Genomic DNA, 15,575 nt, shown 5'->3' with positions numbered 1-15,575 from the left:
GCTACCGGCGCTCCAGGATCGCGCAGATCTCGTCCAGGATGACCTGGGGCTCCACCATCCGCCCCATCCCCTCCTGGCCGGAGGCCAGCCAGCCCACCACGGGGCCCAGGACCCGCACCCCGCGCTGGCGCAGGGTCTGCAGGTGCTGCTGGGTCGCCGGGTGCTCGTACATGGACGGCGCCATGGCCGGAGCCACCAGGACCGGCGCGCGGGTGGCCAGGACCAGGGCGGCGACCACGTCATCGGCCAGCCCCAGGGCCAGCTTGGCCAGGGTGTGAGCCGTCGCCGGCACCACCGCAACCAGGTGGGCGTGGTCTCCCAGCCACAGGTGGGGCTCGGGATGGGGCAGGTCGGGTTCCCACATCTCCGTGACCACCGGATGCTGGGACAGGGTGCGGAAGGTGAGGGGGGAGACAAAGTGTGTGGCGGCCGGAGTCATGGCCACGTGCACCTCTGCCCCGAGCTTGCGCAGGCCGCTGACCACGTGCGCGGCCTTGAACGCCGCGACACCTCCGGTGACGCCGACCACCACCACCCGTCCCGCCAGCCGGCCGGCGGTCATCGGACGCCTCCGGCCCCGGCGCCTGCCGGCGCTCCCCGGAGGGCGGAAGGAGACGGGACGCGCACGAGGCCCGCCAGCGCCTCCACGATGGCCTCCGCGCTCCAGCAGGTGGTGTCGATGATCAGGTGGTAGGGGGAGAGGTCGGTGATGTCGATGCGGTACAGGTGGCGGTAGCGCGTCCACTCGCTGCGCTCCCGCTCCAGCAGATCCGCCCGGGCGGCGTCCAGCGGGATGCCCTCCCGCCGGGCGACCCGCTCGGCCCGGACCTCCAGGGGCGCCCGCAGCCACACTTTCAGGTCGGCGTCCACCATCCAGCCGGCCAGCCGGCTCTCCACCACGCAGTCCCCCGCCCGGGCCAGTTCTCGCTGACGCCGATCCACTTCCCGGTCCAGCTCGGGATTCTGCTCGGCGAGGCGGTTGATGTCGGTCACCGAGACGCCCCACTCGCGGGCCAGGGCGCGGAAGACCACACCCCCCGAGATGTACCGGTATCCCAGCCGCGCCGCCAGCGCCCGCGCCACGGTGGTCTTCCCGACGCCGATGGGCCCGGCGATGGCCACGATCATGGTGACCGCCCCTCGTCAGCCCCCAGGAAGCGGTGGGCGACGGTCTCGGGCTGGATGGCCGACAGCACCACGTGGCCGCTGTCGGTGATCACCACGGCCCGGGTCCGGCGCCCGTAGGTGGCATCGATCAGGGCCCCCTTGTCCCGGGCCTCCTGGATGATGCGCCGGATCGGCGCCGAATCCGGGGCCACGATGGCGACAATGCGGTTGGCCGCCACGATGTTGCCGAATCCGATGTTGATCAGGCGAGGCCCCGCTCCCTCAGCCACACCCACCACCCGCCCGTCCGGGCCGTCACTCAATATTCTGCACCTGCTCCCGCAGACTCTCCAGTTCACCCTTGAGGGCGATGACCGCCCGGGCGATCTCCAGGTCGTTGGCCTTGGCGCCGATGGTGTTCGCCTCCCGGTGCATCTCCTGCAGGAGGAACTCCAGGCGGCGACCCACGGGGCCGGGGGCGGCGGCGACATCGTGGCGGAACTGGGCCAGGTGGCTGCGCAGCCGCGTGAGCTCCTCGCTCACGTCGGCCCGCTCGGCGAACACCGCCACTTCCATGGCCAGGCGCTGTTCGTCCACGGGCACCTCGCCCAGGAGCTGGGCGATGCGCTGGCGCAGGCGCCGGGCGTACTCCACCCGGATCTCCGGGACCCGCCGTTCTACCTGGGCGAGCACATCCTCCATCCGGCCCAGGCGCGCCTGCAGGTCCTGGGCCAGGCGGCGCCCCTCCGCCTCCCGCATGGCCACCAGGGCCGCCAGCGCCTCCTCCACCGCCGGGGCGATCGCCGGCCACAGCGCCTCGAGGTCCTCGCGGGCCTCTTCGACCTTCAGGACGTCGGGAAAGGAGGCAATGAGGGGGAGGCCCACCGCGTCGGGCACGCCCAGGGCGTCGGCCAGTTCCCGCAACGCCTGAGCGTACGCCCGCGCCAGGTCCACGTCGGACCGCACCGTCCGCGTCCGCCCGGCGCGTTCGTCCCTGACGATCGTGACCTCGACCCGTCCCCGCAGCACGCGCTTCTGGACCAGCGCGCGCACCCGGTCCTCCAGCGTCGCCAGTTCCCGCGGAAGCCGCACCACCACCTCCGCGTACCGGTGGTTGACCGCGCGCGCCTCCACCCGGAACCGCCCCGCGGGGGTGATCACCTCGGCGCTGCCGAATCCGGTCATGCTGCGTATCATGCCGCCACGTCTTTCGTGCCACGCCCGGCGGGTTCCTGGCACGGCAGGAGGCGATCTCCTCCATCTGCGCAAGCTCCTCGATCTTCTCAACCTGCTCCATTGGTGATTGAGTAGATTGAGGAGGTCGGGCAGATCGTGGAGATTGACGCATGTCGCCGGTGACATCCCTCGACAGCCTGGTCCTGGCCGCGGTGGTGGCGGACCTGCGGGCGGCGCTGGTGGGTGGCCGGGTGGTGCGGGTCGTCCAGCCGACCGCCGATGAGGTGGCGCTGGTCGTCCGGTCCCGCGCGGGCGAGCAGGCCGTCCTGTACTCCACGCACCCCCGGTGGGCCCGGGTCCACCTGGTCGCCGCCCCGGGCGGAGGAGAGCCGGGCGACTTCGTCCGGCTGCTGCGGAGCCGCCTGGGGGATGCGCGGGTGGACGCGGTGGAGCAGGTTCCCTGGGAGCGCATCGTGGTCGTGCGGTGCGCGACCGCCTTCGGGCAGGCGCGCCTCATCGCCGAACTGATGGGACGGCACAGCGCCCTCATCCTGGAAGAGGACAGCGTCGTGCGGGGGTGCCTGCCTCCGGTGCGGTCGGCGGTGCGGCCGGTGGTGCCCGGACGCCCCTACCTCCCGCCGCCGCCGTCGGGGCGGCCACCGCGGGCGTGGACGGCGCAGGACCTGGAGGAGGCCGTGGGGGTCACCGACCCGGTGGCCGCCCGACTGCGGGCCGTGGTCCTGGGCCTGGGGCCGGCCACCGCCCAGGAGATCTGCGTGCGCGCAGGCGTGGACCCCCACCGTCCGGCCCGGTCTCCCGAGGAGATCGCCCGGGTCGGGGCAGTGCTGCAAGAGATTGCCGATCTGGTCGAGGGGGGACGGTTCTCCCCCACCCTGTACCGCCAGAACGGCGAGCCCGTGGGGTGTACGCCATTTCCCTACGTGTCCCTGTCCGCGCTCCAGGCCGAGCCGGTGCCCACCATGAGTGCGGCGGTGGAGGCGGTCTGGGGGCAGGGGGCTGCGGCGGCGCGCCTGGAGGACGGTCGCGCCGCCGTGCGGCGGGTGGTCCGCGCCGCCCTGGAGCGTACCGAGCGCGCCCTCGCCCGCGTGCGGGCGGCCCTGGAGGAGGCCGGGGGTGCGGGCAGGCTGCGCGAGCAAGGCGAACTCCTGCTGGCCTACGCCCGGGAGGTGCCGGCGGGCGCATCGGAGGCCGTGCTGCCGGACGCCTCCGGGACGCCTGTGCGGATCCCGCTGGACCCCGCGCTGTCGGCGGTGGACAACGCCCGGCGGTTGTTCGCCCGGTACGCGCGGCTGCGCGACGCCCTGCCGCACCTGCGCCAGCGCCTGCAGGCGCTGGAGATGGACCGGGACTACCTGCGGACGGCGCTGGCCCTGGCCGAGCAGGCCGCCACGCCCGAAGATGTGCAGGACCTGCTCAGGGAACTGGCCGAGCAGGGCTACGGGCCCCCGGCCCGCGCCCCCGTCCGCCCGCGGCCGCCGGCGGGGCCGCGCCGGTACGCGCTGGCCGGCGGCGCGGTGGCGCTGGTGGGGCGGACCGGTGGGGAGAACGAGCGGCTCACCTTCTCGGTGGCGCGGCCCACCGACCTGTGGTTTCACGCCCGGGGAGTGCCCGGCGCCCACGTGATCCTCCAGGCCGCCGGCCGGCCGTCCGAGGAGGCCATCCGGCAGGCCGCAGCCCTGGCGGCCTACTACAGCAGGGCGCGCCAGGCGGTGGAGGTCGCGGTGGACTACACCGAGCGGCGCCACGTCCGCAAGCCTCCGGGCGCGCGCCCGGGACTGGTGACCTACGCCCACGCGCGAACGGTGTCCGTGCGCCCCGCCGTGCCGTCGTAGCCGCCGCGCCGGCCGTCAGGTCCTGCCGGCGTCCGCAGGCCTGTCCGCGGCAGGCTCCTCGATGACAACCTCGTCCCGACCGTCCACCTCCGCCAGCCGCACCGAGACGTGCTCCCGGCGGGCGGTGGGCAGGTTCTTGCCCACGTAGTCGGGCCGGATGGGCAGTTCCCGGTGACCCCGATCCACCAGCACGGCCAGCTGGATCCCCGCCGGCCGGCCCAGATCCACCAACGCGTCCATGGCGGCGCGGACGGTGCGGCCGGTGTACAGGACGTCATCCACCAGGATCACCACCCGCCCGGCGACGTTGACGGGCAGCGGGGAGGGTCTCACCACCGGCGGCGGGCGGTCGGGCCGGTCATCCCGGTACCGGGTGATGTCCAGGGTGCCCACCGGGACGGACACGCCCTCGATGGCCGCGATGGCCGCCGCCAGCCGGTGGGCCAGGGGCACCCCCCGGGTGCGGATGCCCACCAGGACCAGAGTCTGCGGGCTGCGGTTGCGCTCGAGGATCTCATGGGCGATGCGGACCAGCGCCCGCCGGATGGCCTCTGCGTCCATGACCCGCGCCTTCTCGCGCATGGGCAGCGATCCCACGGCCACTCACCCGGTGGCCCGAGTTCGCCGGGGGTGTGGTCCCTCCTGGGCCCTGGCGGCCTCCACCGCGGCCAGGAAGTCCGCGGGGGGAGGTGCTTCGAGGGCCAGCGGAGATCCCGTCACGGGATGCCGCAGCTCCAGGCGCCAGGCGTGCAGGGCCTGGCGGCGGATGCCCAGGTCGTCGGCCCGGCGCCCGTAGACGGGATCTCCGGCGACGGGATGGCCCAGGTGGGCAAAGTGCACGCGGATCTGGTGGGTGCGCCCCGTGAGCAGGGAGACCTCGACCAGCGCGTACCGGGCGAACCGTTCCCGCACGCGATAGCGGGTGATGGCCGGGCGGCCGCCCGGCCGGACGGCCATCCGGGTCCGGTGGCGCGGGTGGCGGCCGATGGAGGCCTCGATGACCCCCTCGTCGTGAGGAGGGTGGCCGCAGACCAGCGCCAGGTAGATCCGGCGCAGGGTGCGCTCGGCCAGCTGCCGTTGCAGGCCCGCATAGGCCTGCGGCGTGCGGGCCACCACCATCAGGCCGGACGTGTCCTTGTCCAGGCGGTGGACGATGCCGGGACGCCGCTCCCCGCCCACGCCGGCCAGGTCCGGATACCGGGCCACGAGCGCGTTGGCCAGGGTGCCGGATGTGCGCCCCGCGCCGGGGTGGACCGTCAGGCCCGGAGGCTTGTTGATGACCACCAGGTGCGGGTCTTCGTACACCACATCCAGGGGCAGCGCTTCGGGCACCAGCCCGGCCGCGGGCGGCGGGGGAACCGTGACCTCCACCCTCTGCCCGCGGCGCAGGCGCAGTGCCGGGCGGGCCGGGCGCCCATCCACGGTGACGTGGCCGGAGGCGATCAGGGCCTGGATCCGCGCGCGGGAGTGGGCCCGCAGGTGCGCCACCAGAAAGCGGTCCAGGCGGACCCCTTCAGAGGCGGCGTCAACGTAGTACACGTGGTGTTCCTGCATGCAGAATGCGACGCCTCCACCGCCGGGCGGCCGCCCCGCCCCGCAGGTGCCGGTCCGCACCCTCCGTCCGGGTGGGCGCCTACGGCCGGGGCGGGTCGTCCGGCGCGGGCGCGCCGGGGGGATACCGGGTGCGGCGGGACACCGCCACCAGGCCGGCCGCGCCGACGGCCGCCACCGCCGCACTGCTGAGGTGGGCCAGGGTCAGCGGACCCAGCACCGTCGGGCTGTCGATGAAGAACTCCACCGCGCCCCGGGTCACGCCGTACAGGAGCAGCCACAGGAAAAACAGCGTCCCCGCTGGCGTCGTCCGGGCGTCCTGAGCCCACAGGACCGCGCAGATGCCCACCGCCGCCAGCAGCAGGTAGATGGCCGCGGGATGCCGCATCTCCAGCATCACCGGAACCGCCCACGGCACGCCGGTCGGCCGCCCCACGAACAGGCCGTGCATCCAGCCGCCCACCGTGGCCACGGCGACACCCACCGCCGCCCCGGGCGCCAGCGCGTCGAGAAATCCCAAGGGGGAGACGCGCAGTCCGCGGGCTGCGGCCACCGCCACCACGACGCCCCCCAGCACGGCGCCGGAGAACACCAGCCCCGCGTCCCGCCACAGGGCCAGCAACCGCAGGGGCTCGGCGGCGAACGTGGACAGGTTCACCAGCGCGTAGCCGATCCGGCCCCCGAGGATGCCGCCGATGATGACATACAGGCCCACGTCCAGCATCTGGGCGGGAGCCACCCCCAGCGCCCGGGCGCGGCCCCGGGCCACGGCCAGCCCCGCCACGAACGCCAGCAGCAGGAACACCCCGAAGGTGGAGATGGGAATCGGCCCCAGCTGCACCAGGACGGGCTTCACCGCCCACCCCGCGCCAGCGGCGGGACCGCCAGCGCCAGCAGAACGGTGACGGCGCCGGCCGTCACCGCGGCGTCAGCCAGGTTGAACACCGGCCACACCCGCAGGTCCACGTAATCCACCACCGCCCCGATGCGGACCCGGTCGACGAGGTTGCCCACGGCACCGCCGCACAGGACCGCCAGCCCGCCCTGCGCCGTCCGCGGCAGCCGCCGCGCCCCGCCAAACAGGACTCCCAGCAGGGCGACGGTCAGCGCCGCAGGCAGGATCGCGGGGACGTCCCGCAGCAGGCTGAACGCCACGCCGGGGTTGCGCACGTGGGTGAGGGCCAGCACGCCGGGGATCACCCACACCGACGCGCCCACAGGCAGGAGGTGCGCCACCAGGGCCTTCAGCGCCTGGTCCGCCGCCACCACGCCGGCTGCCAGGACGGCCCGGGCGACGACCGGCACCTCCCCCGCTAGCGGCTGGCCTTCTCCTCCAACTCCTTGCAGTTGATGCACAGCGTCGCGTAGGGCAGGACCTGGAGCCGGGCAAAGTCAATGGGGTTGCCGCAGCGCTCGCAGATGCCGTAGGTCCCGGCCTCCATCCGCCGCAGGGCTTCCTCCACCTGGGCCAGGGTCGCCTGCACGCTGGACTCCAGGGCGATGGTCTTCTCGCGCTCGAACGTGTTGCTGGCCACGTCCGCCAGGTCCTCGTCGTAGCCTCCCCCGACGTCCATGCCCACCTGCTCCTCGACCTCGGGGGTGTGCTCCTCCATCGCCTCCAGCTCCTCCAGCAGGCGATCGCGCTCCTGCTCCAGGAGCTCCCGCAGCTCGGCGATCTGCGCGCGGGTGAGCGGTCGAGCCGGAGGACGGGCCGGCCGGCGCGCGGGCTCGGCGCGAGCCGCCCCGACCGGCTTGCGGGACCGCGCCCCGGCCCGCTCGGCCTGCGGTCGGGCCTTCCGGGACTTCGACTTGGCCGTTCGAGCTCCCATCCGCCGTCCCTTCCCCCCGGCGTGCCCCTCCGACGGGCACAGGGGGCAGCGCGGGGACGTCTGTGACGTCGGTAGTGTATCCGATGCCCTTCGGGTTGGCAAGGGTGTGGCGCCCCGCCCTCCGGCTACGGGCGGGAGGCGGAGGGCACGGGATCGCCCAGGGCCCGACGGACCGCCGCGCGGGCCAGGATGAGGTTGCTGTCCAGCAGGGGCACGGGCAGGTCCCGGGCGTCCAGGACCAGGGGCAGTTCCGTGCAGCCCAGAATGATGGCGCCGGCGCCGCGGGACACCAGATCGCGGACCACCGCCAGCAGGTCCCCGGTGAGCCGCCGGTCGCGGCGGCCCGCCTTGACCGCATAGATGGCAGCGGTGACCACCTCCTGCCCGGCCGCATCGGGGGCGATCACCTCGCGCCCGACGCCCCCGCACGCGTGGTGGTACAGGCGTGAGGCCACCGTGGCGGGTGTCGCCAGCAGGCCCAGGGTCCGCACCTGGGGCACCTCCGCCCGGGCGGCCGCCGCCACCTCCTCCATGATGTGCAGCACCGGAATGCCCACGGCGGCCTGGATGGACGCGTGGAAGTAGTGGGCGGTGTTGCAGGGGATCACGATGAAGTCGGCACCCGCCCGCTCCAGGGTCCGCGCTCCTTCCACCAGCGCGGGGGTGGGGTCCTCCCCCTCGCCCAGGATGGCCGGCCCCCGGTCAGGCACCCGCGGGTTGTTGTCGATGATCACCCGCAGGTGGTCCTGATCGCGCTCCGCGGGCGTCAGGCGCAGGATCTTCTCGAACAGGTCCAGGGTGGCCCAGGGTCCCAGGCCGCCCAACACGCCGATCACGCGAGGGGTCATCGGCTGCTCCTGTGAATGCCTCGGCGCCGCGCAGACCCGGCCGCCGGGCCGCGCGCCTCCTGGACCTACACCTGCCCCGGCGGGACGCGGATCAGGCCCACCCGGGCGGTCTGGCCATCCAGCCGGACCTGGGCGGTCGCGCGGGCGGGGTCGGCCCGCACATCCACCGCGAGAATCTCGCGCCGGACGTAGTCGCCGTGGGCGTCCAGCAGCGGCCCCAGCTGCCCGTCGTGGACGAGGACCACGCGGTCGCTGACGGCCAGCCCGGCCTCCCGGCGCAGCAGCTGGAGCTGGTGGACCAGTTCCCGGGCCTGCCCCTCCAGGACCAGATCGGGAGTCAGGGTGGTCTCCAGGATGGCGAACTCGCCGCCTTCCCCCTGGGCGGCGTAGCCCCGCGCCTCGCGCAGGCGGGCCACCACCTCATCCCGGGACAGCCACACCGTCTCCCCCTCCACCGGAACTCCCAGGCGGCCCTCCCGCTCCAGGGTGCGCAGGGCGTCGGCCGGATCCATCGCCCGCAGCGCCCGCGCCACCTCCTGCACCCGCGCGCCCAGCCGCGGGCCCGCCAGGTCAAAGCGCACCGAGACGTCCACGGACACGTAGGGGGCGGGATCGTCGACGAACCGCACCGCCTTCACGTTGAGCTCATCGGCGATATGCTCCAGCAGCTCCGTCTGCTCGCGCAGGGCGCGGTGGCGAGTCACCAGCAGGACCGCCGGCAGGGGCTGGCGGACCTTGATGCGCGCCCGCCCCCGCGCCGCCCGCCCCAGGGCCACCAGGGTCCGGGCGGCCCCCACCAGGGTCTCCAGGTCTGCGTCCATCCGCGCCGGGTCGGGAGTCGGGAAGTCGCACAGGTGCACGCTGAGGGGAGCCTCCGGGTCGGCGGGCCGCACCACATCCTGATAGATGCGCTCGGCCAGGAACGGCGCGAAGGGCGCCAGCAGCAGCGCCAGGGTGCGCAGGGTGTGGTAGAGGGCGTAGTAGGCGGCGCGCTTGTCGGCGTCGTCCTCGTTTTTCCAGAAGCGCCGGCGGCTGCGGCGGACGTACCAGGTGGACAGGTCGTCCACGAATGCCTCCAGGGCCCGGGCGGCCCCGGCGGGGTCGTAGTCGTCCATCCGGTCGCCCACGGTGGCCACCAGGTGGGTCAGCCGCGACAGCAGCCACCGATCCAGCACCCGCAGGGGCGGCTCCTGGCGCACCAGCGCCGCGAAGTCCAGGGACTCCAGGGCGGCATAGGTGGTGAAGAACGACACCACGTTCCACAGCGGCAGGATGAAGCGGCGGCGGACGTCGTCCAGCAGGCCGTAGCCGAAGTTCAGGTTGGCCGCCGGGTTCTGGGCGCAGTAGGCCCAGCGCATCACGTCCACGCCCGCGCGGTCAGCGGCCTCGTTGAACTCGATCATGTTGCCCCAGCTCTTGTGCATCTCCCGGCCCTGCTCGTCCCGCACCAGGGCGTAGCCCAGGCAGGTCCGGAAGGGCTCGCGGCCGTCCAGGACCGTGGCCATGACCAGGAGCGAGTAGAACCAGTTGCGGTACTGGCCGGGGAAGCTTTCGGTGATGAAGTCGGCCGGATACCACCGGGCCCACTCCTCGGGCGCGGTGCGGTAGCCCAGGGTGGAGAAGGGGACGATGCCGGCGTCCAGCCACGGATTGCCCACGTCGGGAATGCGGGGCGTGGTCGCGCCGCATCGGGAGCAGGCGATCTTCACCGCGTCCACCCAGGGCCGGTGGGGGGTGTGGCCCTCGAACACCTCCCAGCCTTCCACCGCCCGCGCCCGCAGCTCCTCCGCCGACCCGATGACCTCGAACGAGCCACACCGGGCGCATTCGTAGATGGGCAGCGCCAGCCCCCAGTAGCGCTTCTTGCTGATCATCCAGTCGCGCATGTTGCGCAGCCAGTCCAGCTCCCGCTCCAGGCCGAACTCGGGAATCCACCGGATGCGCCGGGCCACGTCCATCAGCCGCTCGCGCAGCGGGCTCATGGCGATGAACCACTCATCCACGAGCCGGAACACCAGCTCGCTGCCGCACCGCCAGCACACGGGGTACCGGTGGGTGTAGGGCTCCACCTTGTACAGCAGGCCCGACGCCCGCAGGTGGTCGAGGATGGGCTGGGTGGCCTCGTCGGTCCGCAGCCCGGCCAGTGGCCCGAATCCCTCCACGAACGCGCCGAACTCGTCGATGGGCGCGATCACCGGCAGCCCGTGTTCCTTGCTGAGGGCGAAGTCCTCAGCGCCGCACCCCGGGGCGATGTGGACGATGCCGGTGCCCTCCGCGGCGCTCACCTCGGTCCAGGGGATGACCCGGTGGTCGATGCCCTGCTGGGGCGGCAGGTGGTCGAAGGGGCCGCGGTAGCGCCACCCCACCAGGCGGCTGCCCGGCAGGCGCTCCACGACCGTGAAGGGGCCGTCCAGCACGCGCAGGGTGCCCTCGGCCAGCACCAGCTCCTCGTCCCCCTGGCGCACCACCACGTAGGTCAGGTCGGGATGCACCGCCGCGGCCACATTGCTGGTCAGCGTCCAGGGCGTGGTGGTCCACACCAGCAGCGCGCGGCCGGGGCGGTCTCGCAGGGGAAACCGCAGAAACACGCCGGGGTGGGTGATCTCCTGGTAGCCTTCGGTGACGATCTCGTGCTCGCTGATGCCGGTGCTGCACCGGGGACACCAGGGCATCACATCGTGCCCCTTGTAGATCAGCCCCCGCTGCCAGCACGTCTTCAGGAACGCCCAGATCTGGTAGTTGTTCTCGTCCGAGAAGGTGAAGTACGACCCCCCGATCTCGGGGGACCCCAGGCGGCCCACCAGCTGTTCCACGGTGCCGGTGACCGGTCCGAATCGCCCGGGGATGGTGATCTGCCGCCCGGGGTCGGTGCGCATGCCCTCGGCGAGCTGCCGCAGCAGGGCCGGGTCCTCCCAGTCCATCCACATGCCCAGCCGGATGGACTGCTCGGTGATGAGGGCGGCGTAGGTGAGCACCCGCTCCTTGCACAGGTTGACGAAGGGGGCGATCCCGAACCGCTCGATGTCGCGCTTGCTGCGGAACCCCAGCTCCCGCTCGACGTTGACCTCCACCCACAGGCCCTGGCAGTCGTATCCATTCTGGTAGCGCTGCCGGAACCCGCGCATGGTCTTGTAGCGCTGGAACAGGTCCTTGTAGGTCCGCCCCCAGGCGTGGTGCACGCCCATGGGATTGTTGGCGGTGATGGGCCCGTCCAGGAACGACCACCGCCGGGGCGACGCCTCGTTGCGGCGCAGGTACTGCGCCATCACGCCGTGCGCCTGCCACCAGGCCAGCATCTCGCGCTCCAGGGCCGGAAAGTCCACCCTGGCGGGGACCGGCCGATACACTCCCATGGACACGCCCTCCCGCGCGGCGACGACGCCCCCACACAATGCAAACGCCCGTCCGCTCGGGACGGGCGACAGGCCCGCGGTACCACCCGCGTTCTGAGCCGTCCACACCGGCTCAGCGCTCGTCCGGAACGGGACCACGCGGTCCGATTCCGTCCTCCCGGTCACGGGGGAGGAGCCCGGCGCAGCCTACTGGCGCCACCGTCGGCGCGTTGGGTGCGCGGCCTCGGGGGCGATCGCCCGCCGCCCGCGGGTCCGGGCTGCCACCGGCGTCCCGGCTCGCTGCACCCGCGGCGGCGGCGGGACTGTCCCCGTCATCGCCGCTGTGTGGCGCATTCTAGCACGCGCGAAAATCGAGCGTCAATACGCGGGAGCCGCCCGTGCTAGAATGGAGAGCGATGGCAGAGCAGCAGATCTACCTGGACAACGCGGCCACGACCCGGCCCCACCCGCAGGTGGTGGAGGCGGTTCTCCGGACACTCACGGTGGACTACGGCAACCCGTCGTCCCTGCACGGGATGGGAGTGGCCGCCGAGCGCGTGGTGCGGGCGGCCCGCGAGGCGGTGGCCCGCTCGGTGGGCGTGGACCCGCAGGAGATCGTGTTCACCTCGGGAGGGACCGAGGCCAACGCCCTCGCCCTGGTGGGGGCCGCCCGGGCCCGACGCGGGCGGCACCTGATCACCACCGCCGTGGAGCACTCGTCGGTCCTGGAGACGCTGCGGCGGCTGGCCCCGCAGGGATGGGAGCTGGAGGTGCTGCCGGTGGACCGGGCCGGGCGCGTGCGGGCGGAGCAGGTGGCCCGGGCGCTGCGGCCGGATACGGCCATGGTCAGCGTGATGGCGGTGAATAACGAACTGGGCACCATCCAGCCCATCCCGGAGATCGCCGCCGCCGTGCTGCGGCACCGGGCGGCCGGCGGGCGGGCGCTGCTGCACGTGGACGCGGTTCAGGCCTGGGGCACCGTGTCCCTGCGCCCGGCGGCGTGGGGGGTGGACCTGATGACCCTGTCCGGCCACAAGGTGCACGGGCCCAAGGGGGTGGGGGCCCTGTACGTGCGGCGGGGCGTCTCCCTGGAGCCCCTGCTGGCCGGGGGCGACCAGGAGCGCGGCCTGCGGCCGGGCACCGAGAACGTGCCGGGGATCGCCGGGATGGGCGCGGCCGCCGCGCTGCTGATCGCCGACCGCGAGGAGGGCGCGGCCCGGATGCGCGCCCTGCAGACGCGCCTGCGGGCGCGCCTGCAGCGGCTGCCCGACGTGCGGATCAACACCCCGGACGACGGCGCCGCGCCGCACATTCTCAGCGTCACCGTTCCCGGCGTGCGGGGGGAGACGCTGGTGCACCGGCTGGAGCAGGACGGGGTGTACATCTCGACCGGCTCGGCCTGCCATTCCCGCGACCCCCGGCCCAGCCACGTGCTGCTGGCCATCGGTCTGCCCCCCGAGGAGGCCCGTTGCACGGTGCGGATCAGCCTGTCCCGATTCACCACGGTCGACGAGGTGGACGCGGCCGCCGAGGCCTTTGCCCGCGCCGTGGAGGACCTGCGGGCGCTGGTGAGTTGAGGCGGATCCGCCGGTGGCGATGACCACGTTCCTGCTGCGCTACGGGGAGATCGCCCTCAAGGGAGGTAACCGCCAGTTCTTCCTGGACGCGCTGGTGCGCAACGTCCGCCGCGCCCTGGCGGGGGTGGGACGGGCGGACGTGCGGCTGGCGTTTGGCCGCGTCATCGTCGAGGTGGACGGCGACGCCGCCGAGGCCGCCCGGCGGCTGGGCACGGTGTTCGGGGTGGTGTCCTGCAGCCCCGTGGAGGTGGTGGCGCCCGAGCCGAGCGCCATCACCGCCGCCGCGGTGGCCCTGGCCGTGCGGGCCCGGGAGCGCCGCCCGATCCGCACATTCAAGGTGGACGCCCACCGCGCCGACAAAAGGTTCCCCCTCACCTCCGTGGACATCAACCGCCAGGTAGGGGAGGCGGTGCGGCGCGCCTGTCCCGACCTGGAGGTGCGGCTGCAGGATCCCGACCTGGTCATCCGGATCGAGATCCGCGAGCGCGCCTACCTGACCTCCGAGGTCCTCCCGGGGCCGGGCGGGCTGCCGGCGGGCACGGGCGGAACCGCCCTCGCGTTGATCTCCGGCGGGATCGACAGCCCCGTGGCCGCCTGGCTGGGGGCCCGGCGCGGGCTGACGATCATCCCCGTGCACTTCCACAGTTTTCCCTTCACCAGCGAGCGCTCCCGGCAGAAGGTGGTGGACCTGTGCGCCGTCCTCGCCGAATACACCGGGCCGCTGCCCCTGTGGGTGGTGTTCTTCACCGAGATCCAGCGGGCCGTCCAGCGCCACGTCCCTGAACCCCTGCGGGTGGTGATCATGCGCCGGATGATGATGCGGATCGCCACCGTCCTGGCGCGGCGCGAGGGCGCCCTGGCCCTGATCACGGGCGAGAGCCTGGGCCAGGTGGCCAGCCAGACCCTGGAGGCCCTGGTGGCCATCGACGCCTGTAGCGGCGTGCCGGTTCTGCGGCCGCTGATCGGGGCCGACAAGGCGGAGATCATGGCGCGGGCCCGGGCCATCGGCACCTACGAGATCAGCATCCGGCCCCACCCGGACTGCTGCAGCCTGTTCGTTCCGGCCCATCCGCGCACCCGTCCCACGGTGGCCGAAGCCGAAGAGGCGGAACGGGCCCTGGACGTGGCGGCCCTGGTCCAGGAGGCCCTGGAGCGCAGCGAGCGCCAGGTGATTGCCCCCCGCTGGGCGGCGCCGGCGTCCGCAGAGGAGGCCGCCGGGGAACCGGCCCGCCCCGCAGGAGTGGCGCCCTCCTAGCGCATAAACTTGTCTGCGGGGGGGCGCCCCATGAAGGTCTGCGTGTACCTGGAGCACGGCGGCTCCTCCCAGTGGAGCGGGGGTATCCGCCGGGCGCATGAAAACCAGGTGCGGGCCCTCACGCGCGCCGGGGTGGATGTCACCACCGACCCCAGCGACACCTTTGATATCCTCCACCTGCACTCCATCGGTCCGTATTCGCTGTACCTGGCGGAGCGGTACAGCGGACGGCGGCCGGTGCTGATCCACAGCCACATCACCGCCGAGGATTTCGCCAACTCGTTCCGCATGAGCGACCACATCGCCCCGTACCTGGGGCGGTACCTGCGGTTTTTCTACAGCAAAGCCGACGTGCTCATCGCCCCCTCCCCCTACGCCCGGGACGTCCTGCGGCGCTACGAGCTGGACCGGCCCATCGAGGTGGTCAGCAACGGGGTGGACCTGCGGCGGTTCAGGCCCGACCGCCGCCGCCGGCTGCTGGGGCGCGCCCGGTTCGGTCTGGACGGCACCGTCCCCTTCGCCGTGGGGCTGGCCCTGCTGCGCAAGGGCGTGGACCTGTTCATCGAAACGGGGCGCCAGGTGCCCGAGATGACCCTGGTGTGGTTCGGGCGGGTCCACCGGGCGGCCAAGGTGGAGACGCTGCGCGCCATTGCCCAGGCCCCCGACAACGTGCGGTTTGCGGGGTACGTGGAGGACGTGGTGGAGGCCTACGCGGCCGGGGACGTCTTCTTCTTCCCCAGCGCGGTGGAGAACGAAGGGCTGGCCATCCTGGAGGCCGCGGCCTGCGGCAAGCCGCTGGTGCTCCGGGACGCGGAGTGCTTTGCGGGGCGCTTTGAGCACGGGGTCACCTGCCTGAAGGCCCGGACGCCCGAGCAGTTCGCCGCCTGCCTGCGGGCCCTGGCCCACGATCCGGAGCTGTTCCGCCGGCTGGCGGAGGCGGCCCAGGAGTACGCCCGGGCCCACTCCCTGGAACAGGTCGGCCAGCGCCTGCGGGCGATCTATCAGAACTTGCTTCACTAGGGAAGAGGGAAGAAGGAAGAGGGAAGA

15 protein-coding genes are annotated in these 15,575 nt (G+C 73.3%); 4 read left to right on the top strand and 11 right to left on the bottom strand.

Going from position 1 to position 15,575, the window contains the following annotated elements:
• Position 1: 1 nt before the first annotated feature.
• From RB150_04645 to RB150_04630, 4 genes are read right to left on the bottom strand one after another with little or no spacing between them, the layout of a single operon-like run.
• The gene (locus RB150_04645) at positions 2-562 is read right to left on the bottom strand and encodes a flavoprotein (GenBank protein MDQ7819824.1); all 561 of its coding nucleotides are present in this window, start codon (positions 560-562) and stop codon (positions 2-4) included.
• The gene (locus RB150_04640) at positions 559-1,128 is read right to left on the bottom strand and encodes an AAA family ATPase (GenBank protein MDQ7819823.1); all 570 of its coding nucleotides are present in this window, start codon (positions 1,126-1,128) and stop codon (positions 559-561) included. Before RB150_04640 ends, RB150_04645 begins: the two co-directional genes overlap by 4 nt.
• The gene (locus tag RB150_04635; GenBank protein MDQ7819822.1) at positions 1,125-1,397 is read right to left on the bottom strand and encodes a DUF370 domain-containing protein; all 273 of its coding nucleotides are present in this window, start codon (positions 1,395-1,397) and stop codon (positions 1,125-1,127) included. Before RB150_04635 ends, RB150_04640 begins: the two co-directional genes overlap by 4 nt.
• 25 nt (positions 1,398-1,422) lie before the next feature.
• Positions 1,423-2,292 carry a YicC/YloC family endoribonuclease gene (locus RB150_04630; protein ID MDQ7819821.1) on the bottom strand — a complete coding sequence of 290 codons (870 nt, stop codon included), beginning with the start codon at positions 2,290-2,292 and terminating at the stop codon, positions 1,423-1,425.
• Between the two features lie 161 nt (positions 2,293-2,453).
• On the opposite strand from RB150_04630, the gene RB150_04625 reads away from it, so the two are divergent.
• On the top strand, positions 2,454-4,136 hold the full coding sequence (locus RB150_04625) for an NFACT RNA binding domain-containing protein (GenBank protein MDQ7819820.1): 1,683 nt from the start codon (positions 2,454-2,456) through the stop codon (positions 4,134-4,136).
• 15 nt (positions 4,137-4,151) lie between these two features.
• On the opposite strand, the gene pyrR is transcribed toward RB150_04625, so the two are convergent.
• From pyrR to RB150_04590, 7 genes are all read right to left on the bottom strand, one after another.
• Positions 4,152-4,718 carry a bifunctional pyr operon transcriptional regulator/uracil phosphoribosyltransferase PyrR gene (gene pyrR / locus RB150_04620; protein ID MDQ7819819.1) on the bottom strand — a complete coding sequence of 189 codons (567 nt, stop codon included), beginning with the start codon at positions 4,716-4,718 and terminating at the stop codon, positions 4,152-4,154.
• 21 nt (positions 4,719-4,739) lie between these two features.
• The gene (locus RB150_04615; protein ID MDQ7819818.1) at positions 4,740-5,690 is read right to left on the bottom strand and encodes an RluA family pseudouridine synthase; all 951 of its coding nucleotides are present in this window, start codon (positions 5,688-5,690) and stop codon (positions 4,740-4,742) included.
• A gap of 79 nt (positions 5,691-5,769) precedes the next feature.
• Positions 5,770-6,543, bottom strand: coding sequence for a prolipoprotein diacylglyceryl transferase (locus RB150_04610; GenBank protein MDQ7819817.1), 774 nt, complete (start codon positions 6,541-6,543; stop codon positions 5,770-5,772).
• Positions 6,540-6,992, bottom strand: a complete 453-nt coding sequence (gene lspA / locus RB150_04605; GenBank protein MDQ7819816.1) for a signal peptidase II — start codon at positions 6,990-6,992, stop codon at positions 6,540-6,542. Before lspA ends, RB150_04610 begins: the two co-directional genes overlap by 4 nt.
• Positions 6,993-7,000: 8 nt before the next feature.
• The gene (locus tag RB150_04600; GenBank protein ID MDQ7819815.1) at positions 7,001-7,516 is read right to left on the bottom strand and encodes a TraR/DksA C4-type zinc finger protein; all 516 of its coding nucleotides are present in this window, start codon (positions 7,514-7,516) and stop codon (positions 7,001-7,003) included.
• A gap of 125 nt (positions 7,517-7,641) precedes the next feature.
• A complete protein-coding gene (locus RB150_04595; protein MDQ7819814.1) occupies positions 7,642-8,364 on the bottom strand; it encodes an amino acid racemase in 723 nt (240 codons plus the stop codon).
• A 65-nt stretch (positions 8,365-8,429) separates the two neighbouring features.
• Entirely contained in the window at positions 8,430-11,717 is a 3,288-nt protein-coding gene (locus RB150_04590; GenBank protein MDQ7819813.1) for a class I tRNA ligase family protein, read from the bottom strand.
• A 395-nt stretch (positions 11,718-12,112) separates the two neighbouring features.
• On the opposite strand from RB150_04590, the gene RB150_04585 reads away from it, so the two are divergent.
• Genes RB150_04585 through RB150_04575 form a run of 3 tightly spaced genes read left to right on the top strand, consistent with a single transcriptional unit; the run spans position 12,113 to position 15,548 of the window.
• Complete coding sequence (locus RB150_04585; protein MDQ7819812.1) at positions 12,113-13,273, top strand: cysteine desulfurase family protein; 1,161 nt, start codon at positions 12,113-12,115, stop codon at positions 13,271-13,273.
• Between the two features lie 19 nt (positions 13,274-13,292).
• A complete protein-coding gene (gene thiI / locus RB150_04580) occupies positions 13,293-14,528 on the top strand; it encodes a tRNA uracil 4-sulfurtransferase ThiI (GenBank protein ID MDQ7819811.1) in 1,236 nt (411 codons plus the stop codon).
• Positions 14,529-14,558: 30 nt separating this feature from the next.
• Positions 14,559-15,548, top strand: a complete 990-nt coding sequence (locus tag RB150_04575; protein ID MDQ7819810.1) for a glycosyltransferase — start codon at positions 14,559-14,561, stop codon at positions 15,546-15,548.
• The last annotated feature ends 27 nt before the right edge of the window (positions 15,549-15,575 follow it).

Source organism: Armatimonadota bacterium (assembly GCA_031081675.1).
In the GTDB taxonomy this organism is placed as follows: Bacteria; Sysuimicrobiota; Sysuimicrobiia; order Sysuimicrobiales; family Kaftiobacteriaceae; genus Calidihabitans; species Calidihabitans tengchongensis.
Note: the sequence above shows the minus strand (reverse complement) of the source record. Positions and strands in the feature narration are given on the sequence as shown.